General features: G+C 66.8%; 18 protein-coding genes, 2 tRNA genes and 1 pseudogene. 15 read left to right on the top strand and 6 right to left on the bottom strand.

Annotated elements, in window-relative coordinates:
* Positions 1-2: 2 nt before the first annotated feature.
* On the bottom strand, positions 3-710 hold the full coding sequence (locus tag ACAG25_RS01985; protein ID WP_370486598.1) for a Crp/Fnr family transcriptional regulator: 708 nt from the start codon (positions 708-710) through the stop codon (positions 3-5).
* Between the two features lie 144 nt (positions 711-854).
* On the opposite strand from ACAG25_RS01985, the gene ACAG25_RS01980 reads away from it, so the two are divergent.
* From ACAG25_RS01980 to ACAG25_RS01970, 3 genes are read left to right on the top strand one after another with little or no spacing between them, the layout of a single operon-like run.
* Positions 855-2,225: a flavin-containing monooxygenase gene (locus ACAG25_RS01980; protein WP_370486597.1), complete on the top strand. Its 1,371-nt coding sequence runs from the start codon at positions 855-857 to the stop codon at positions 2,223-2,225.
* Positions 2,203-2,844, top strand: coding sequence for a TetR/AcrR family transcriptional regulator (locus ACAG25_RS01975; RefSeq protein WP_370486596.1), 642 nt, complete (start codon positions 2,203-2,205; stop codon positions 2,842-2,844). The genes ACAG25_RS01980 and ACAG25_RS01975 overlap by 23 nt, the downstream gene beginning before the upstream one ends.
* Before the next feature lie 11 nt (positions 2,845-2,855).
* Positions 2,856-3,767 carry an alpha/beta hydrolase gene (locus tag ACAG25_RS01970; RefSeq protein WP_370486595.1) on the top strand — a complete coding sequence of 304 codons (912 nt, stop codon included), beginning with the start codon at positions 2,856-2,858 and terminating at the stop codon, positions 3,765-3,767.
* 33 nt (positions 3,768-3,800) lie between these two features.
* Here the strand turns inward: ACAG25_RS01970 and ACAG25_RS01965 are convergent.
* A tRNA-Gly gene (locus ACAG25_RS01965) sits at positions 3,801-3,871 on the bottom strand.
* 143 nt (positions 3,872-4,014) lie between these two features.
* Between ACAG25_RS01965 and ACAG25_RS01960 the strand changes: the two genes are divergently transcribed.
* From ACAG25_RS01960 to ACAG25_RS01945, 4 genes are all read left to right on the top strand, one after another.
* A tRNA-Pro gene (locus ACAG25_RS01960) sits at positions 4,015-4,088 on the top strand.
* 45 nt (positions 4,089-4,133) lie between these two features.
* Positions 4,134-5,552, top strand: coding sequence for a trigger factor (gene tig, locus ACAG25_RS01955; RefSeq protein ID WP_370486594.1), 1,419 nt, complete (start codon positions 4,134-4,136; stop codon positions 5,550-5,552).
* 123 nt (positions 5,553-5,675) lie between these two features.
* The gene (locus ACAG25_RS01950) at positions 5,676-6,278 is read left to right on the top strand and encodes an ATP-dependent Clp protease proteolytic subunit (protein WP_370486845.1); all 603 of its coding nucleotides are present in this window, start codon (positions 5,676-5,678) and stop codon (positions 6,276-6,278) included.
* Positions 6,275-6,910, top strand: coding sequence for an ATP-dependent Clp protease proteolytic subunit (locus ACAG25_RS01945; protein ID WP_370486593.1), 636 nt, complete (start codon positions 6,275-6,277; stop codon positions 6,908-6,910). Before ACAG25_RS01950 ends, ACAG25_RS01945 begins: the two co-directional genes overlap by 4 nt.
* Before the next feature lie 9 nt (positions 6,911-6,919).
* Here the strand turns inward: ACAG25_RS01945 and ACAG25_RS01940 are convergent, their stop codons facing one another.
* Positions 6,920-7,360: a TIGR03618 family F420-dependent PPOX class oxidoreductase gene (locus ACAG25_RS01940; RefSeq protein ID WP_370486592.1), complete on the bottom strand. Its 441-nt coding sequence runs from the start codon at positions 7,358-7,360 to the stop codon at positions 6,920-6,922.
* A 106-nt stretch (positions 7,361-7,466) separates the two neighbouring features.
* On the opposite strand from ACAG25_RS01940, the gene ACAG25_RS01935 reads away from it, so the two are divergent.
* Both ACAG25_RS01935 and clpX read left to right on the top strand, forming a co-directional pair.
* A complete protein-coding gene (locus tag ACAG25_RS01935; protein ID WP_370486591.1) occupies positions 7,467-7,757 on the top strand; it encodes a hypothetical protein in 291 nt (96 codons plus the stop codon).
* Between the two features lie 294 nt (positions 7,758-8,051).
* Complete coding sequence (clpX, locus tag ACAG25_RS01930) at positions 8,052-9,332, top strand: ATP-dependent Clp protease ATP-binding subunit ClpX (protein ID WP_370486590.1); 1,281 nt, start codon at positions 8,052-8,054, stop codon at positions 9,330-9,332.
* 41 nt (positions 9,333-9,373) lie between these two features.
* Here clpX and fdhD read toward each other — a convergent pair whose 3' ends face one another.
* Positions 9,374-10,249 (bottom strand): formate dehydrogenase accessory sulfurtransferase FdhD, encoded by an 876-nt coding sequence (gene fdhD, locus ACAG25_RS01925; RefSeq protein ID WP_370486589.1) that lies wholly within the window; start codon positions 10,247-10,249, stop codon positions 9,374-9,376.
* Between the two features lie 168 nt (positions 10,250-10,417).
* On the opposite strand from fdhD, the gene ACAG25_RS01920 reads away from it, so the two are divergent.
* The 6 genes and pseudogenes from ACAG25_RS01920 to ACAG25_RS01895 all read left to right on the top strand — a co-directional run bounded on the left by ACAG25_RS01920 (position 10,418) and on the right by ACAG25_RS01895 (position 16,656).
* Complete coding sequence (locus tag ACAG25_RS01920; RefSeq protein WP_370486588.1) at positions 10,418-10,570, top strand: hypothetical protein; 153 nt, start codon at positions 10,418-10,420, stop codon at positions 10,568-10,570.
* A 354-nt stretch (positions 10,571-10,924) separates the two neighbouring features.
* Positions 10,925-12,910, top strand: coding sequence for a 2-oxoacid:acceptor oxidoreductase subunit alpha (locus tag ACAG25_RS01915; protein ID WP_370486587.1), 1,986 nt, complete (start codon positions 10,925-10,927; stop codon positions 12,908-12,910).
* A 28-nt stretch (positions 12,911-12,938) separates the two neighbouring features.
* Positions 12,939-14,024, top strand: coding sequence for a 2-oxoacid:ferredoxin oxidoreductase subunit beta (locus ACAG25_RS01910; RefSeq protein WP_370486586.1), 1,086 nt, complete (start codon positions 12,939-12,941; stop codon positions 14,022-14,024).
* Between the two features lie 44 nt (positions 14,025-14,068).
* The gene (gene mobA / locus ACAG25_RS01905) at positions 14,069-14,701 is read left to right on the top strand and encodes a molybdenum cofactor guanylyltransferase (RefSeq protein ID WP_370486585.1); all 633 of its coding nucleotides are present in this window, start codon (positions 14,069-14,071) and stop codon (positions 14,699-14,701) included.
* A 997-nt stretch (positions 14,702-15,698) separates the two neighbouring features.
* A pseudogene (locus tag ACAG25_RS01900) lies at positions 15,699-15,932 on the top strand (transglycosylase family protein); the annotation flags it as partial.
* Between the two features lie 220 nt (positions 15,933-16,152).
* Positions 16,153-16,656, top strand: a complete 504-nt coding sequence (locus ACAG25_RS01895; protein ID WP_370486584.1) for a transglycosylase family protein — start codon at positions 16,153-16,155, stop codon at positions 16,654-16,656.
* Here the strand turns inward: ACAG25_RS01895 and ACAG25_RS01890 are convergent.
* Together ACAG25_RS01890 and ACAG25_RS01885 are read right to left on the bottom strand one after the other, a co-directional pair.
* Positions 16,634-17,812: an FAD-dependent oxidoreductase gene (locus ACAG25_RS01890; protein WP_370486583.1), complete on the bottom strand. Its 1,179-nt coding sequence runs from the start codon at positions 17,810-17,812 to the stop codon at positions 16,634-16,636. The two genes, ACAG25_RS01895 and ACAG25_RS01890, sit on opposite strands and share 23 nt — an antisense overlap.
* 14 nt (positions 17,813-17,826) lie before the next feature.
* Positions 17,827-18,897: an IS110 family transposase gene (locus ACAG25_RS01885; protein WP_370486582.1), complete on the bottom strand. Its 1,071-nt coding sequence runs from the start codon at positions 18,895-18,897 to the stop codon at positions 17,827-17,829.
* Between the last annotated feature and the right edge of the window lie 133 nt (positions 18,898-19,030).

The following is a 19,030-nucleotide window of genomic DNA, read 5'->3' as shown; positions in this document are numbered from 1 at the left end:
CACTACCTCGCCATCTGTGGAGTACGTCGGCCGGCCCTGCGGGCTCCGTGCATGCGGGTGGCCAACGGTTCGGAGTGCCGGATCACCACGGCGTCGCGGTGAGTGCTGATCCAGCCCCGTTCGACGAATTCACACAATGCCTTGTTGACCGATTCCCTTGAGGTGCCGACCAACTGGGCGAACTGCTCCTGAGTCAACTCCATCGGCACCCGCATCGCCCCGTCTTCCTGGGTGCCGAAGCGCTGTGCCAGCGCGAGCAGTTGCTTGGCGACCCGGGCGCTGACATCGGCATAGACGGTGTCGGTGATGTTGCCCGACAACCGGCGAACCCGCCGGGCCATGACCCGCATCATGCGCTGAGCGGCGTCGGTGTCGGCGATCAACAACGAGATCATCGCTCGACGGTCGATCGCGAGCACCTCGACCTCGGTCATCGCCGAGGCGTACGTACACGTCGGTCCCGGGTCGAACACCGCCTCCTCGCCGAAGACCTCGCCGGGGCCCAGCACGCTGAACAGGCACTCCCGGTCGGCGCGGTGTCGGCCCACCCGGACCCTGCCCGCCGTGATCAGGAACAACCGGCCGGTTTCGTCGCCGTCGGCGAAGATCACCTCGCCGGGGGAGAAGCGCACCGCGGCAACGCCGTCGGTGGCCGTCAGCTCGGACAATCCGATCCCGAAGAACGACGGATCGATCGGGTTGTTGCGCACGCGAACCTCCCACTCTCTCGTTGGTCCGCGTGCCGGTTACCCAGACGACGGCGACATATCCGCATCGGGAGCGTCGCATTCTTTGACACTTGTCAGAAAACTGGTTACCGTCGAGTGACTCACCTCATAGGAACGGTAGGCACCATGGCTACATCACCCACCGCGGCGATCATCGGAGCGGGCATCAGCGGTCTGACCACCGGCAAGAACCTGGCCGATGCCGGAATCGAATACGACTGTTTCGAATCGTCGGATCGCATCGGCGGGAACTGGGCCTTCGGCAACCCGAACGGTCATTCCAGCGCCTACCGATCGCTGCACATCGACACGTCACGCGACTGCTTGTCGTTCCGCGACTTCCCGATGCGCGACGACCTCCCCGACTTCCCGCACCACACCCAGGTCAAGGAGTACCTCGACGACTACGCCGAGACGTTCGGACTGCTGGAGCGCATCCAGTTCCAGAACGAGGTCAAGCACGCCCGGCGTCTGCCCCGTGGCGGTTGGGAACTCGACACCGCAGACGGCCAGACGCGCCGGTACGACGTCCTGGTCGTCGCGAACGGACACCACTGGGATCCGCGCATGGCCGAGTTCCCCGGTGAGTTCACCGGCGAGAGCATCCACGCCCACTCCTACATCGACCCCACTGAACCACTCGATCTGCGCGGCAAGCGCATCGTCGTCGTCGGAATCGGCAACTCGGCGGCCGACATCGTGTCGGAGCTGTCTCAGAAGTCCTGGCGCAACACCGTTTACCTGTCGACGCGGTCCGGGGCCTGGGTGGTGCCCAAGTACATCTTCGGCAAGACCGCCGACAAGGTCGCCCGGACGCTGCCGGTGATTCCGCTGTCGTGGCAGCGCCGGGCCATGCAGCCCTTCGCGCGCCTGATGTTCGGTGATCCGCAGAGCTACGGCCTGCCCAAGCCCAATCACGGCTTCCTCGAGGCGCACCCCACCCAGTCCGCCGAGCTGCTGATGCGGCTGGGATCGGGCGACGCGACGGCGAAGCCGAACATCGAACGCCTCGACGGGCGTTCGGTCAGGTTCGTCGACGGGACGTCGGTGGAAGCCGATGTGATCATCTACGCCACGGGCTACAACATCACGTTCCCGTTCTTCGACCGCACGTTCCTCGAGGCGCCGGACAACCGGCTGCCGCTGTACAAGCGGATCTTCAAACCCGGCATCGACGATCTGCTGTTCATGGGCTTCGCCCAAGCCGTGCCCACGCTGTTCCCGTTCGTGGAGTGCCAGGCCCGGCTGGCCGCGGCGTATCTCGCCGGCACCTACCGCCCGCCGTCGGAGGCTGAGATGAAACGGGTCATCGCCGCCGACGAACGCAAGTACGTCGGGCACTTCGCCGACAAGCCGCGGCACACCCAGCAGGTGGACTACTGGGACTACGAACGCAACATGCGCAAGCGGGAACTGCCCGCCGGGCGACGCCGCGTCGAGAAGTACGGGCCGGTGCAGCTGGCCGGTAGGGCGCGTGAGGCTGCCGGTGCCGCCTGAGCCCACACAGGGCTCGCGGCGCAACGCGCGCCGTCCGCAACCGCGCGGCGACGAGAGCAGGGCGCGGATCCTCGAAGCGTTCGAGGAACAGCTGCAGACCCGGTCCCTGGCCGAGATCAGCGTCGCCGACGTTGCGCAGGCGGCGGGGCTGAAGCGCCCGGCGTTCTACTTCTATTTCGCCGGTAAGCACGAGGTCGTCGCCGAACTGCTGACCGGCATCTTCCGCAACGACGTCTTCGTCATCGAAGGGTCGTTGGCCGGTGGCGGCGATCCGCGTGTGATCGTCGCCGATGCGATGGCCCGCACCATCGATTCCTGGCTCGCCCATCGCACCCTGTTCCGGGCGATGCTCGACGCCCGCGATGCCGATCCCGAGGCGAAAGCGTTGTGGGACAGCTGGTTACAGCGCTACGAGGAATTCGCCCGCGAGTACATCGCCGCCCAGCCCACCATCGACATCCCCGATCCCGGGGCGCTCGCACACGCGCTGATCTCGATGAACGAACGCGTCCTGGACCGCTTCGTGCGGTCCGACGCGGGACCTGAGGCCGCCGGTCCGCTGAGCGCGGCGATCATCCACATCTGGCACACGGCACTATTCGGAGAGGCGGCACAATGACGAGCGACCCGATGCAGATTCGCGTTGCGGGGGAGACCATTTCGGGGCGGCGCTTCGCGGCCGCCACGGATGCGCTGACCGGTCCAGCGGGGCGGCCCTGCGTCGTCATGGCGCACGGCTTCGGCGCCACCCAGGACAGCGGGCTGTTCGACTTCGCCGCGGCACTGGCAGACGCGGGCACCGACGTGGTGACGTTCGACTACCGGCACTTCGCCCAATCCTCCGGGCAGCCGAGACAACTGGTCTCCCTGTCTCGCCAGGTCGCCGACTACCACGCGGTGATCGCCCACGCCCGCGCGCTGCCGGGGGTGGACGCGGCGCGGATCGTCGCGTGGGGCGTGTCGCTGTCCGGGGGACACGTGATCCGGGTGGCCGCAGAGGACGCCCGGTTGGCCGGCGTCATCTCGCTGACCCCGGCGGCCGACGGTCTGCCCGTGGTGACGAACATGCTGCGCGCCCTCGGACCCCGCTACCTCGGAAGGGTGATGGCGCGCGGGGCGCGCGACGTGGTCGCCGGTCTGCTCCGCCGCCCGCCCGTGCTCATGCCGATTGTCGCGCCGCCCGGGGAGCTGGCCGGACTGACCGCGGACGGGGCCGCCGACGGGATGCGCGACATCGCCGGACCCACCTGGCGCAACGAGTTCGCCGCGCGGGTGGTGCTGGACATGGGGACCTACCGGCCCATCACCAGCGCTGCGCGCGTGAACTGTCCGGCGCTCGTGCAGATCGGTGACCTGGACCGGACTGCGCCGCCGGAGGCGGCCGCCGCCGCGGCGACCCGCATGCGGGCGACGGTGCACCACTACCCCTGCGACCACTTCGACGTCTATCCCAGGCAACCCTGGCATGAGCGCGTCGTGCGGGACCAGGTCGCGTTCCTGCGCAGAATCCTGGCACCGCAACAGTCGCGCGCGACGGCGTAGCCGGGCGGCAACCACTCGGCTGCCGGTTCTTAGAGCGGGCGACGGGAATCGAACCCGCGTAGCTAGTTTGGAAGACTAGGGCTCTACCATTGAGCTACGCCCGCATGTACTGCCAGCTGACAGTACCGGCAGACTGTACCGGCCGACTCAACGCAAATCCAGTCAGGGTGCGACCCGGCTGGATATGGCTGCGCGGTGTTCAGGCCGTAGTATCGCCGGGTGGTCCGACGCTGCATGCAGCGACGACCGGGGTGTAGCGCAGCTTGGTAGCGCATCCGCTTTGGGAGCGGAAGGCCGCAGGTTCAAATCCTGTCACCCCGACCGGAATCATCCGCCCTGGACATAGAGACATAGAGGAGCAACAACGTGAAGAGCACCGTCGAGAAGTTGAGCCCGACGCGGGTTCGCATCAACGTGGAGGTGCCCTTCACCGAACTCGAACCGGAGATCGACCGCGCGTTCAAGCAGCTCGCCAAGCAGGTCCGGCTGCCCGGCTTCCGGCCCGGCAAGGCGCCGCGCAAGCTGCTCGAGGCCCGGGTCGGCCGTGGTGCGGTGCTCGAGCAGGTCGTCAACGACGCGCTGCCGGGCCGCTACAGCGAGGCGGTCAGCTCGTCGTCTCTGCAGCCGCTGGGCCAGCCCGAGATCGAGATCACCAAGCTCGAGGACAACGAAGAGCTGGTGTTCACCGCCGAGGTCGACATCCGCCCCGAGATCGACCTGCCGGATCTGGCCGCGCTGAAGATCACCGTCGACCCGATCAGCGTCACCGACGAGGACGTCGACGCCGAACTGGAGTCGCTGCAGAAGCGCTTCGGCACCCTCGTCGGCGCCGACCGCGCCGCCGAGGAGGGCGACTTCGTCTCCATCGACCTGTCGGCCACCGTCGACGGCCAGGACGTCCCGGAGGCCAACACCGAGGGCCTGTCCCACGAGGTCGGCTCCGGTCAGCTCATCGAGGGCCTCGACGAGGCGATCATCGGGCTCGCCGAAGGTGAGAGCAAGGTGTTCACCACCAAGCTCGTCGCGGGCGAGCATGCGGGCAAGGAGGCGGAGGTCACCGTCACCGTGCAGTCGGTCAAGGTGCGCGAACTGCCTGAGCTCGACGACGAGTTCGCCCAGCTGGCAAGCGAATTCGACACCATCGACGAACTGAAGGCCGACCTGCGCGAGAAGGTCAGCGGGGTCAAGCGGGTTCAGCAGGCCGAGGAGATCCGCGACAAGGCCATCGAGGAGCTGCTCAACCAGACCGAGGTTCCGCTGCCGGAGAAGGTCGTGCAGGCCCAGATCGACGACACCCTGCACAACGCGATCCACGACCTCGACCACGACGAGGACAAGTTCGCCGAGACCCTCGCCGCGCAGGGCAGCAGCCGCGAGGAGTGGGACACCGAGAACCGCACCAACGCCGAGAAGGCGATCAAGACCCAGCTGCTGATGGACGCGATCGCCGACAAGCTCGACATCCAGGTCGGGCAGAACGACATCACCGAGCGTCTGGTGCTGATGTCGCGGCAGTACGGTCTGGAGCCCCAGCAGCTCATCCAGGTGCTGCAGCAAAACAACCAGTTGCCGGCGATGTTCGCCGACGTGCGTCGCGGTCTGACCGTCGCCGCGGTGGTGCACGGCGCGACCGTCACCGACACCGACGGCAACGAGATCGACACCACCGAGTTCTTCGGTCCGTCGGGTGAGCAGGGCGAGGCCGACGGTGACGAGACCGTCACCGAAGACACCACCGAGGACAGCGCTGCCGACGAGACCGCGGCAGACGACGACACCAAGTGATGCTCTGAGCGAACGCGCGCCGTCTGGGGACTCCCCGGCGGCGCGGGTTCGTTAGTGTCATCCGTAAGACCGGTCACCGCGTCGGAAGTACACACAGAAAGCAGGTATCCAGTCGTGATGGACATGCGTGGCGCCTCATCGGGCCTCAACCTTGTCGACTCGGTGTATGAGCGGTTGCTGGCTGAGCGCATCATCTTCCTGGGCTCCCAGGTCGACGATGACATCGCCAACCGGCTGTGCGCGCAGATCCTTCTGCTCTCGGCAGAGGACCCCACCAAGGACATCCACCTCTACATCAACTCGCCCGGTGGTTCGATCAGCGCCGGCATGGCGATCTACGACACCATGGTGCTCGCGCCGTGCGACGTGGCGACCTATGCGATGGGCATGGCCGCGTCGATGGGCGAGTTCCTGCTCGCCGCGGGCACCAAGGGCAAGCGCTACGCCCTGCCGCACGCGCGCATCCTGATGCACCAGCCGCTCGGTGGCATCACCGGTGGCGCCGCCGACATCGCCATCCAGGCCGAGCAGTTCGCTCTGATCAAGAAGGAGATGTTCCGCCTGAACGCCGAGTTCACCGGTCAGAGCATCGAACGCATCGAAGCTGATTCCGACCGGGACCGCTGGTTCACGGCGCAGGAGGCCCTCGAGTACGGCTTCGTCGACCACATCATCACCAGCGCCAGCATCAACGGCGAAGGACCAGGAGCGGGACTCAACAAATGAACCCTGAAATGATGCCTCAAGCCCGGTACATCCTGCCGTCGTTCATCGAGCACTCGAGCTTCGGCGTAAAGGAGTCCAACCCGTACAACAAGCTGTTCGAGGAACGCATCATCTTCCTCGGGGTGCAGGTCGACGACGCGTCGGCCAACGACATCATGGCGCAGCTGCTGGTGCTGGAGTCGCTGGATCCCGACCGGGACATCACGATGTACATCAACTCGCCCGGTGGTTCCTTCACCAGCCTGATGGCGATCTACGACACCATGCAGTACGTGCGGGCCGACATCCAGACCGTCTGCCTCGGGCAGGCCGCCTCGGCCGCCGCGGTGCTGCTGGCCGCAGGTACCCCGGGCAAGCGTCTGGCGCTGCCCAACGCCCGCGTGCTGATCCACCAGCCCGCGCTCGGCGGCGTCATCCAGGGTCAGTTCTCGGATCTGGAGATCCAGGCCGCGGAGATCGAGCGGATGCGCACGCTGATGGAGGAGACCCTGGCCCGGCACACCGGCAAGGATCCGGCGCAGATCCGCAAGGACACCGACCGCGACAAGATCCTGACCGCTGAGCAGGCCAAGGAGTACGGGATCATCGACACGGTGCTCGAGTACCGCAAGCTCTCGGCCCAGAAGGCCTGACGCAGCCCGTCACCCGTTGCTGTAGATCCTCGTTGGGGTGATGAGGACGGCGGTACGCCGCTGCTCGCGCATCGTGCAGTCGTAGGTGTCCCAGTCGTCGTGGGTGCCGCCCGCCGCGGTGAAGATGTCGCGCAGCAGACGCGGCAGGACCTCGGCGCGCAGCCAGGGCTGCGGATCGTCGGGACCGACCAGTTCGGCGGTGCCTTCGACGGTGGCCCACTGCCAGCCGCGACGGAACGTCGCAGCGATCTGCGGGCGCGACCGCAGATTGGCCAGCTTCACCCGCCCGTAGGTGACGAACCCGAGGACGGGATCGCCGTTCGCCGGATGCGGCAGCGGTCCCGCGTTGATCAGAGACGACTGGATGGTCAGATCGGCGCGCAGCGTAGACACCACCGCCAGCCCGCTGTCATCGCGGGCCAGGGCGAACGCTTCGGCAAGGGTGGTCACGACCGTGAGTATCGGCGTCTGCGGCGGTGGAAGCGAGCAAAACGGACCGGGGTGATCCGCAGCGTGTCACGCTGATACCGACGTGTTCGTCGGTGAGGGGGGCGTCATGAGCGGTCATCGAAAAGCAGCAGTCGCACTGTCGACAGCCCTACTGGGCGTCGCGCTCCCGTTGGGAACACCGGCCGCGGCGGCCCAGGAACCGGTCTGCCCGGAGGGCACGTACTGGAGCGCCGCGAACGCGATGTGCATCGCGGTCGACGTGTACGTCAACCCGCCGAATCCCGTGGTCGGTCCCGCCGGTCCGGCCGGGGTCGGGGGAGTCGTCGGTCCGGTGGGACCCGGCCCCGTCGGGCCCGGTCCCGTAGGCCCCGGTCCGGTCGGCCCGGGCCCGCGCTGACCGGTCGTCGCGGAATCATCCGGCGGGAGCCGGGCGGTTGCTGCGCGCTTGGGTACTCTCGGTCGGGTAACGACGACGACACGCCCGCGACACGGTGTGCGTTCCGGGGCCACCCGAGGCCCGGCAGGCGATATGTTGTCGCCACCCACAGCTAAATACCAAAGGCGCTATTCGAGTTATCGGTCGCACAGCGGCGAAGACAGCGGGTAGCGTCGAGGCAACACTCGAGACGTCGGTAAACCCCCACCGAGACGATCGACAATCGACGGCAACAGGAAGTAGGACCCCAGCACCATGGCACGCATCGGAGATGGCGGCGACCTGCTGAAGTGCTCGTTCTGCGGCAAGAGTCAAAAGCAGGTGAAGAAGCTCATCGCCGGCCCCGGCGTCTACATCTGCGATGAGTGCATCGACCTCTGCAACGAGATCATCGAAGAGGAACTCGCCGACGCCGACGACGTCAAGCTCGACGAGCTGCCCAAGCCGGCCGAGATCCGCGAGTTCCTCGAGGGTTACGTCATCGGCCAGGACACCGCCAAGCGCACACTGGCCGTCGCGGTGTACAACCACTACAAGCGCATCCAGGCGGGCGAGAAGTCCCGGGACTCGCGGTCCGAGCCCGTCGAGCTCGCCAAGTCCAACATCCTGATGCTCGGCCCCACCGGCTGCGGCAAGACCTACTTGGCGCAGACGTTGGCCAAGATGCTCAACGTCCCGTTCGCGATCGCGGACGCGACCGCGCTCACCGAGGCCGGCTATGTCGGTGAGGATGTCGAGAACATCCTGCTGAAGCTGATCCAAGCCGCCGACTACGACGTCAAGCGCGCCGAGACCGGCATCATCTACATCGACGAGGTCGACAAGATCGCCCGCAAGAGCGAGAACCCGTCGATCACGCGCGACGTCTCCGGTGAGGGTGTCCAGCAGGCGTTGCTGAAGATCCTCGAAGGCACCCAGGCGTCGGTGCCGCCGCAGGGCGGACGCAAGCACCCGCATCAGGAATTCATCCAGATCGACACCACCAACGTGTTGTTCATCGTCGCCGGTGCGTTCGCCGGTCTGGAGAAGATCGTGTCCGACCGGGTCGGCAAACGCGGCCTGGGCTTCGGCGCCGAGGTCCACTCGAAGGCCGACATCGACACACAGGACCATTTCGCCGAGGTCATGCCCGAGGACCTGATCAAGTTCGGTCTGATCCCCGAGTTCATCGGCCGCCTGCCGGTGGTCGCCTCGGTGACCAACCTGGACAAGGACTCGCTGGTGCAGATCCTGTCCAAGCCGAAGAACGCGTTGGTCAAGCAGTACACGCGCCTCTTCGAGATGGACGGTGTGGAGCTGGAATTCACCAACGACGCGCTCGAGGCCATCGCCGATCAGGCGATCCATCGCGGCACCGGTGCCCGTGGGCTGCGAGCCATCATGGAGGAAGTCCTGCTGCCGGTGATGTACGACATCCCGAGCCGCGACGACGTCGCCAAGGTCGTCGTGACCAAGGAGACCGTCGAGGACAACGTGTTGCCGACGATCGTGCCGCGCAAGCCGTCGCGCAACGAGCGTCGCGACAAGACCGCCTGATCCCCGATTCCGCTGCGCGAGCAGACGCCAGAGCCCCCCGGCTACGAAGTTCCGGGGGGCTCTGGCGTCTGCTCGGCGGGCTCGCGCGCGACGCGGTCCGCGCGGGTGTACACGTTCATCGATTCGCCGCGCAGGAACGCCACAAGGGTCAGCCCGGACTGCGCGGCCAGGTCGACGGCCAACGAGGACGGCGCCGACACAGCCGCCAGGATCGGGATGCCCGCCATCACCGCCTTCTGGGTGAGCTCGAACGAGGCGCGGCCGCTGACCAGGAGCACACTCCCGGCCAACGGAATCCGTTGCTGCTCCAAGGCCCAACCGATCACCTTGTCGACGGCGTTGTGCCGGCCGATGTCCTCCCGCACCACCAGCATGGTGCCGTCGGTGCCGAACAGCGCCGCCCCGTGCAGGCCACCGGTGGCCGCGAACACCGTCTGTGCTGCCCGCAGCTGCTCCGGTAACCCCGCCAGGGTGTCGGCGGTCACCCGGGCCGGATCGTCGCCCGGAGCGTGGCGACTGATCAGCTGTACGGCGTCCAGCGACGCCTTACCGCACACACCGCACGAAGACGTGGTGTAGAAGTTGCGCGTCGGGTCGACCACCGGCGGCGGTACGTCGGGTGCCAACGTCACGTCGAGCACGTTGTAGGTGTTCTGCGAACGTCCCGAACCGTCGTCGGCGGCGCCGCGGCAGTAGCGCACCGTCGCGATGTCGTCTCGCCGCGTGACGACGCCCTCGGTGAGCAGGAAACCCTGGGCGAGTTCTACGTCGGCGCCCGGCGTGCGCATGGTGACCGTCAACGGTGTCCCGTTGACGCGGATCTCCAGCGGTTCCTCGACGACGAGGGTGTCGGGACGGGCCACCGAGGTGTCCCCGGTGACATGGTGCACCCGTCGGCGCGTGGTGACCCGGCCCATTCAGCCGACCCACTCGTCGGAGCGGGTGACGCGGACACGGGAACGACGCGACGGCATGCCCTCCATTGTGGTGGTGTGCGGCCGGGCAGACGAATGTTCACGGCCCCGACACCGGACCGTGACCCGCTCGACCGGCCGTCTGTCCCGGTCCACGGCACAATGGGGGACATGGAGCACCACGGCGATCCGCGGGCACATGTGCCCGCGTGGCGCGACCCGCTGTCTGCGGGTTGGCGGGCCCACCGAGGCCTGTTGCTGCTGCGACTGCGGTGGCACGAGCGGCGGGCGGCCCCGGCCGTCGACGCCGGCGATGCAGCGTGAGATTTGCGGAATCGCGCTCTCGCACGGTCGGCCGCTGACCTTCGGTAAGCCTTCGACCTGCCCCGAAGCCGCTAGCTGTCAGCTACTGGCAGGTAACCTTTTCTAAGAAAATCGGCGACGGGGCGACGTGTCCCATGAACGTGACGAACAACACAATTTTGTCTCACTGTGCTGGTCGGGACAGCCGTTGAACAGTGGGTTCGGGTTGCGCCCGGGGCGTTCTGCCGGTGCGTCGGTTATAGGGCACCCTTAAAGAAGTGCCATAATCGGTACTGGCAGTGACACCAAAACTTGGTGCGGTCCAAACGACGGCGAGTCGCAGTGATTGTGACCCCGGTGGACAATTGCCGAAACTTGAGCCGAGCAGCAACGGAAGGCAGGCGAGTGGGAGACAACGGCGGCGCAGCCGGAGCGCCTCGGCAGAAGCTGGAAAAGGTCGTCATCCGGTTCGCGGGTGACTCCGGCGACGGCATGCAGCTCACCGGTGATCGGTTCACCACCGAAGCTGCGTTGTTCGGTAACGACCTGGCGACCCAACCGAACTACCCGGCCGAGATCCGTGCCCCTCAGGGCACCCTTCCGGGCGTTTCCTCGTTCCAGATCCAGATCGCCGACTACGACATCCTGACCGCCGGTGACCGTCCCGACGTGCTGGTGGCGATGAACCCGGCCGCACTGAAGGCCAACGTGTCCGACCTGCCGCGCGGCGGTCTGATCATCGCCAACTCCGACGAGTTCACGAAGCGCAACCTGGCCAAGGTCGGTTACGAGGCCAACCCGCTGGAGAACGACGAGCTGTCGGACTACGTCGTCCAGGCGGTTCCGATGACCACGCTGACGCTCGGCGCGGTGGAGGCCATCGGGGCCAGCAAGAAGGACGGCCAGCGGGCCAAGAACATGTTCGCGCTGGGCCTGCTGTCGTGGATGTACGGCCGTGAGCTCGAAGCCAGCGAGGCGTTCATCCGCGAGAAGTTCGCCCGCAAGCCCGAGATCGCCGAAGCCAACGTGCTGGCGCTGAAGGCGGGCTGGAACTACGGCGAGACCACCGAGGCGTTCGGCACCACCTACGAGGTCGCCCCGGCCAAGCTGAAGACCGGTGAGTACCGCCAGATCTCGGGTAACACCGCCCTGGCGTACGGCATCGTCGCGGCCGGTCAGCTGGCCGACCTGCAGGTGGTGCTCGGCACGTACCCGATCACCCCGGCCTCGGACATCCTCCACGAGCTGTCCAAGCACAAGAACTTCAACGTCATGACCTTCCAGGCCGAGGACGAGATCGCCGGCATCGGTGCCGCCATCGGCGCGTCCTACGGTGGCGCGCTGGGTGTCACCAGCACGTCGGGTCCGGGCATCTCGCTGAAGTCGGAGGCCATCGGCCTGGCGGTGATGACCGAGCTGCCGCTGATCGTCATCGACGTGCAGCGCGGCGGCCCCTCGACCGGGCTGCCGACCAAGACCGAGCAGGCCGACCTGCTGCAAGCCATGTTCGGCCGCAACGGCGAGTCACCCGTGGCGGTACTGGCCCCGCGCTCGCCCTCGGACTGCTTCGACATCGCCGTGGAGGCCGCGCGCATCGCGATCAACTACCACACGCCGGTGATGATCCTCTCCGACGGTGCGATCGCCAACGGTTCCGAGCCGTGGCGCATCCCGAACATCGACGACTACGCCGCCATCGAGCACACCTTCGCCAAGGAGGGTGAGCCGTTCGCGCCCTACGCGCGTGACCCGGAGACCCTGGCCCGGCAGTTCGCCGTGCCCGGCACCCCGGGACTGGCCCACCGCATCGGCGGGCTGGAGTCCGCCAACGGCTCCGGCAACATCTCCTACGAGCCCAAGAACCACGACCTGATGGTGCGCCTGCGCCAGGAGAAGATCGCCGGGATCAAGGTCCCCGACCTCGAGGTCGACGACCCCACCGGCGACGCGGAACTCCTGATGCTCGGATGGGGGAGCAGCTACGGTCCGATCGGCGAGGCCTGCCGCCGGGCCCGACGTAAGGGCGTCAAGGTCGCCCACGCGCAGCTGCGACACCTCAACCCGTTCCCGGCCAACCTCGGCGACGTACTGAACAAGTACAACAAGGTCGTCGTGCCGGAGATGAACCTCGGTCAGCTGGCCCTGCTGCTGCGCGGCCGCTACCTCGTCGACATCCAGTCGGTGACCAAGGTGGAGGGCATGGCGTTCCTGGCTGACGAGGTCGAAGGCATCATCGATGCCGCGCTCGAGGGAACGCTGCGCGATAAGGAAAACGAGAAAGCCAAGTTCGCACGACTGGCAGCGGCCACCATCGAGGTGCCGGCTGCCGCCGATGCGACAGGTGTGGGAGCGAACGCATGACCGACGAGCGCTCGCGCGAGGAGACGAAATGACTGATCTGATCGGCCACGACCACCGTGACCTGGGCCTGACGCCTCTGACCAAGACCAGCCTGGTCCCCACCACCGACCAGCCGCAGAAGGCCAAGGACTTCACCAGCGACCAGGAGGTCCGGTGGTGCCCCGGCTGCGGTGACTACGTCATCCTCAACACCATCCGCAACTTCCTGCCCGAGCTGGGGCTGCGGCGCGAGAACATCACGTTCGTCAGCGGTATCGGCTGCTCGAGCCGGTTCCCGTACTACCTGGAGACCTACGGCTTCCACTCGATCCACGGCCGTGCCCCGACGATCGCGACCGGCCTTGCGCTGGCCCGTCCGGATTTGTCGGTGTGGGTGGTCACCGGTGACGGCGACTCGCTGTCCATCGGTGGCAACCACCTGATCCACGCACTGCGCCGCAACGTCAACATCACGATCCTGCTGTTCAACAACCGGATCTACGGCTTGACCAAGGGCCAGTACTCGCCCACCTCGGAGGTCGGCAAGGTCACCAAGTCCACCCCGATGGGCTCGTTGGACCATCCGTTCAACCCGGTGTCCCTGGCGCTGGGCTCGGAGGCCACCTTCGTGGGTCGCGCGCTGGACTCCGACCGCAAGGGCCTGTCCGAGGTGCTGCGCGGTGCTGCACAGCACCGCGGCGCCGCCCTGGTGGAGATCATGCAGGACTGCCCGATCTTCAACGACGGCTCCTTCGACGCGCTGCGCAAGGAAGGTGCTGAGGACCGGCTGATCAACCTCACCCACGGTGAGCCGATCACGTTCGGTACCGACGGTGCATACGCCGTGGTGAAGTCCGGGTTCGGCCTGGAGATCGCCAAGACCGCAGACGTGCCGGCCGACCAGATCGTGGTGCACGACGCCACCATCGAGGACCCGGCGTACGCCTTCGCGCTGTCGCGGTTGAGCGAGCAGAACCTCGACCACATGGTGATGGGCATCTTCCGTCAGGTCAGCAAGCCGACCTACGACGATGCCGCCCGCGACCAGATCGCTTCCGCACGGGATTCCCGGCCCCACGACATGGCCGCCCTGCAGGCGTTGCTGCGCGGCAAGGACACGTGGACGGTCGACTGATCGCCTGGCGCCCCCGACACACGTCGGTGGGTTAACGTCACGGTGTGACGTCCTCACCGCTGCTGGCCGCCGTCGTCCTGGCCGGTGGCGCGTCGCGGCGGATGGGTCGCGACAAGGCCACCGTCCCCGTCACCGGTCCTTCCGGCACGGTGACGATGGTCGAGCGGATGGTCGACGTCGTCAGCTCGCGATGCAGCCCCGTGTTCGTCGTCGCCGCACCTGGTCAGGCGCTGCCTGAGCTTGCCGGCGCCCTCATCCTGCGTGACCAGACCCCCGGTGTGGGGCCCCTGTTGGCGACCGGTACCGGGTTGCGCGCCGCCGCCGACGCCGGGGCTGAATACGCGTTCGTCTGTGCGGTGGACATGCCGCTGCTGACTGCCGAGGTGATCGACGTGCTCAGTGCGCCGGCGCATCGCCTGAACGTCGACGTGGTGTTGCCCTGGGACGGGCGCGACCATTACCTGGCAGGGGTGTACCGCACCGGGTTGGCCGACCGCGTGACCGATCTGATCGACGCGGGGCATCGCAGCATGCGCGCACTCGTGGATCGGGTCGACACTCAACGGATCGTGCTGCCCGAGCAGCGCGCGCTCACCAACGTCAACACTCCGGACCAACTCGCCGCGGTCGAGCCGCCACAACTGGGTCAGCAAATTAGCCTGTCAAATAGTGTGTGAATTTACCTATCCACACAGCGAAATTCCGTCCTGATCCTGTTCGAGATCATTTCGAGATAACCGAGACCGAATCGACCGGTCGATATCGCGGTCTTTCGTCCTGTGCCGTCATTGCGGCAAGTCAATCATGTTGCCGCAGTGGCTGATACCGCGTCATAGCATCTAAGTACTGCGTGTAACCGCGCCAATTACCGCTGCGAGAACCGCTGTGCGTCAAGAGGAATTGCGGTGCCGAGAGCACTAGTTTCTCGCCGCTTCATAAGGGAACCACCTCGTCGGGGGATCGAGATGTGTGGCGGCGCTGGCTATTTCGCGACTATTCATGGGGCGGCAGACGTCTGCCGGCATCGAATACCGTTGTGTAGCAGCCATTGTGCGCGCAAGACGCCCTAGGGTGCTAGCGAACCGATCGTGGAGTTGGTAGCGGTCGCCGGCCCGGGAATCGGCTCGACGTGGCACATCTGGGCTGCATTAGCCGTATCCGTCCATGATCAAGCGTGTGCCAGCTCACATTTAATAGGTGATTTGGCTCACGAATTCGATCTTTTCGATCGGAACGGACGCTTCCGTCAATCAGCGCGATGACCAGCGGAGACATGTCTCTATTTGGGCCGTGATCATTCCGTGATCTGCCCGTGACACGTCCGGAGGCCGACATGACTTTGGTCCGAGGGGTTTGTACGGTCCCAAACAGCTCCCACGGGGGCAAACAACCAAACCACGAACCAGCGTGTGTGGGGCACTGCGTGAGGCATCGATCTTCCGCGGTCCGGTCTCGAGACAAGACCGGAGGGTTTCCGGCCCACCCCAGTTGTGCCTGACCGAGACGGCGCGACCTGACCCCAAGACATACGACCGCGCCGATGCGCGGCCGTTCGTCGGCATGCGCTAGGCGAAAGGATCGAAGTTGAAGAACATCCGCAAGACTTTCGGACTGGCCACCATCGCGGGCGCGCTCACCGTTGCGCCCATGGCCATGGCGACCGGTACCGCCCACGCGGACAGCGTCAACTGGGACGCCGTGGCCGCGTGCGAGTCCGGCGGCAACTGGGCGATCAACACCGGCAATGGCTACTACGGTGGCCTGCAGTTCAGCATGAGCACCTGGCAGTCCAACGGCGGCTCGGGTTCGCCCCACAACGCCAGCCGGGAAGAGCAGATTCGCGTGGCGGAGAACGTGCTGCAGACGCAGGGCATCGGCGCCTGGCCGACCTGTGGCTCGCGCGGCTGACCACGACACACGTCGTCGAGAAGGCGGTGCCGGCCCTGTGCCGGCGCCGCTTTCTTGTTCTCAGGGGTCTCTTACGTCAGATAAGCAACGTCTAAAACTTTCGCACCTCCGGTAACAGGTGATGTGGGTCACCCGACAGACCAGGCAACCGCAGCGTGAAAACGCTCCACCACTTCACACGCGGACCTTGAGTCACAACGGTCGGGGAAGGACCGCAACGATGAACATCACCAAGATCCTCACCAAGGGCCTCACCGCCGCCGCACTGTCCGGAGCGTTCGCCATCGTGCCGATGGCCCTCGGCGACACACCTACCGCGCACGCCGACACCGTCAACTGGGACGCCATCGCGAACTGTGAGTCCGGCGGCAACTGGGCCATCAACACCGGCAACGGCCACTTCGGCGGCCTGCAGTTCAAGCCGGCGACCTGGAAGGCCAACGGCGGGCACGGCAACCCGGCGCAGGCTCCGCGCCACGAGCAGATCCGCGTCGCCGAGAACGTGCTGCGCACCCAGGGCCTCAAGGCCTGGCCGAAGTGCGGCCCCAAGGGTCTGACCGCCTCCGGCTGGAATCAGGCCCCGGCCCCGGTCCCCGCTTCGGGTCCGGCCACCACCCCGGTCCGGGCGACCGGGTGCGCGGGCATGCCGACCTCGGTCTTCGGCGGTCTGGTGGACCTGCGCAAGATGTGCAGCGCGATCTTCACCCCGCGCGCCGCCCGCTGACCTTTCTCTCGGTCGGCAACCGGAAAGCCTGCCGCCCGGCGATCGAGGACAGATGAGCGGTCACGACCGCCTCCGGAATCAGTGCCGAGGCGCGGCTGGCCAACCCGCTGAGCGCCGCCGGCCGTAGATTCACGATCCGCCCGATGGTCGCCGACTCGAACACCAACGGCAGCACCCGCCGCCTGCGGAACTTCGCATACCGCGCGAAAGCCTCCGGCAGATCGGTCGTCGCCCCCGCGAAACGCGCCAGGATGACGGCGTCCTCGATGCCCTGACAGCCCCCCTGGCCGAGGTGGGGACGCATCGGGTGCGCGGCGTCTCCGACGAGAACCACCGGTCCACGCGCCCAGCGCCGGGCTTGGGTGCGGTCATAGAGATCGTTGCGCAGGAGATCGGCGGCGGGCGTGGTGTCGATCAGGGTGGGAATCGGCTCGGCCCAGTCCGCGAACTTGCGGCGTAGATAAGCCAGTTCGCCGCCCGGGGCGCTGCTGTTCGGAGCGGCCCGTTCGGTGGCGAACCAGTAGGTGTGCTCGGCGCCGAGCGGGACGTGCCCGAACTGGGTGCCCGCGCCCATCGTCTCCCCGGACAGGCGCGGGTCCACGGCGTGGGCGGCGACACCGCGCCACGCGGTGTAGCCGACGTACCGGCTGCGCAGTGCTCCGTTGAGCGCGCGCGCCAGCACCGATCCGACACCGTCGGCGCCGACCGCCGCGTCGGCCTCGACCGGGCCGCCGTCGGAGGTGGACAGCCGCACCGAGGATCCGGTCGCCGTCACCCCGGTGACGGCGACGCCGGTGCGCACCGCGTCGTCGGGCAGGCCCGCCCGAAGGATGTCGGTCAGCACGGAGCGCCTGATCACCACCAGGGGCTCGCCCAGCGCGGTGACCATGCGTTCGGTTTCCGGGCGGCGCAACCAGGAGCCGTCGCGCCACCGCAGCGCGCCTGCACTCACCTGACCGCCGGCCTCGCGCACGCCGTCGCCGAGGCCGAGTTCGTCGAGCGCGGCCAGCGCATTGGGCCAGATGCTGATACCGGCTCCGCTGCCCATGTCGGTGCGCTGCTCGAGCACCGACACCGTGTGTCCTGCCTGCCGTAGCGCCACCGCGGTGGTCAGGCCCGCGATACCGGCGCCCACGACCACGATCCGTGCTGACATGCGTTTCTCCTATGTCAAGCCGCTGCCAGTTGGCAAGGCTCTTGACGGTTGTTGTGGTCTGTGTGGAGGTGGCCGAAGACGACTCGTGCCAGGCGGCGTTTGAGGCAGCGCAGGGCTTCGGTGGTGGAGTCTCCTTGGGCCAAGCGGTGGCGGTAGTACGCCTGACCCAGGCCGTCGAGACGGATCTGGGTGACTGCGATGCGGTGCAGGGCGGCGTTGAGTTGACGGTTGCCCGAGCGGGTCATCCGGACCCGTCCGCGGGTGTTGCCCGACCACACCGGCACCGGCGCCACCCCGGCGTGACGGGCGAAGGCCGCCTCGCTTTTGAACCGGGTGACCCCGGCGGCCTCACCGACCAGTTTGGCCGCGGTCAGCTCCCCACAGCCCGGCATGGCCAGCAAGACCGGCGCGACCTTACGCACACGTTCACCTATACGTTTGGCCAACGCATTGATCGTCTCGGTGAGACGGGTGATGTCGGCCAACTCGTCGCGGGCTAACTCGGCCACGATTCCGGTTTGGGTGTCCAGCCAATCACCCAGCAGCCCCCGATGCTTGGCCAGATCCAACGAGCGAGCTTTGGGTGCACGCTCGGGATCGAGCTCATGGACCCGCCACAACAACCGATTGATGGTCGCCGTCCGTTGCGCCACAAGGACTTCGCGGCGATCCACCAACAGCTTCAGTTCCCGCGACACCTCGTCATGAGAGGCCATCGGAAGGTCCGGTTCACGTAGGAATCCCCGCGCCACCGCCAATGCGTCGATCGGATCGGACTTGCCGCGGGTCCGTGCCGAGGCCCGGGTCTGGGCCATCAACTTCGGCGGCACCCGCACCACCTTCTGCCCCAACGCCAACAGGTCACGTTCCAGACGCGCAGACAAATGCCGGCAATCCTCGATCGCCCAGACGACATCGCCCCCGAACTGTTCGCGGGCCCACATAACTGCCTCGGCATGCCCGACGGTGATCGCTTGAACGGTCTTCTCGGCGAGCTCGCGAACCGCATCGTTGACCGCGACAAAGGTATGCGTGCCCTTGTGTACATCGGCTCCAACAACAACCATGGTGGTTGCCTCCTTCACTGTGAGGTGACGGTTGGGCCGGTCGGCGGACATACCTCAGTGGGGGCGATGCCACGCTCCTATCAAGTCACGCCGGCCGGTCCTTCACACCTGATGCCGACAAAACGCATGCTCGCCAACCCGGAGGCGGCAG

The organism is Mycobacterium sp. pV006, from assembly GCF_041287115.1.
GTDB lineage: Bacteria > Actinomycetota > Actinomycetes > Mycobacteriales > Mycobacteriaceae > Mycobacterium.
This window is presented reverse-complemented; position numbering and strand designations above follow the sequence as displayed.

Coding starts and splice junctions, on each gene's coding strand:
- ACAG25_RS01910 (WP_370486586.1), top strand. CDS start 12,939: ATGACTGATCTGATCGGCCACGACCACCGTGACCTGGGCCTGACGCCT.
- ACAG25_RS01945 (WP_370486593.1), top strand. CDS start 6,275: ATGAACCCTGAAATGATGCCTCAAGCCCGGTACATCCTGCCGTCGTTC.
- clpX (WP_370486590.1), top strand. CDS start 8,052: ATGGCACGCATCGGAGATGGCGGCGACCTGCTGAAGTGCTCGTTCTGC.
- fdhD (WP_370486589.1), bottom strand. CDS start 10,249: ATGGGCCGGGTCACCACGCGCCGACGGGTGCACCATGTCACCGGGGAC.
- ACAG25_RS01890 (WP_370486583.1), bottom strand. CDS start 17,812: ATGTCAGCACGGATCGTGGTCGTGGGCGCCGGTATCGCGGGCCTGACC.
- ACAG25_RS01920 (WP_370486588.1), top strand. CDS start 10,418: ATGGAGCACCACGGCGATCCGCGGGCACATGTGCCCGCGTGGCGCGAC.
- ACAG25_RS01935 (WP_370486591.1), top strand. CDS start 7,467: ATGAGCGGTCATCGAAAAGCAGCAGTCGCACTGTCGACAGCCCTACTG.
- ACAG25_RS01950 (WP_370486845.1), top strand. CDS start 5,676: ATGCGTGGCGCCTCATCGGGCCTCAACCTTGTCGACTCGGTGTATGAG.
- ACAG25_RS01980 (WP_370486597.1), top strand. CDS start 855: ATGGCTACATCACCCACCGCGGCGATCATCGGAGCGGGCATCAGCGGT.
- ACAG25_RS01970 (WP_370486595.1), top strand. CDS start 2,856: ATGCAGATTCGCGTTGCGGGGGAGACCATTTCGGGGCGGCGCTTCGCG.
- ACAG25_RS01895 (WP_370486584.1), top strand. CDS start 16,153: ATGAACATCACCAAGATCCTCACCAAGGGCCTCACCGCCGCCGCACTG.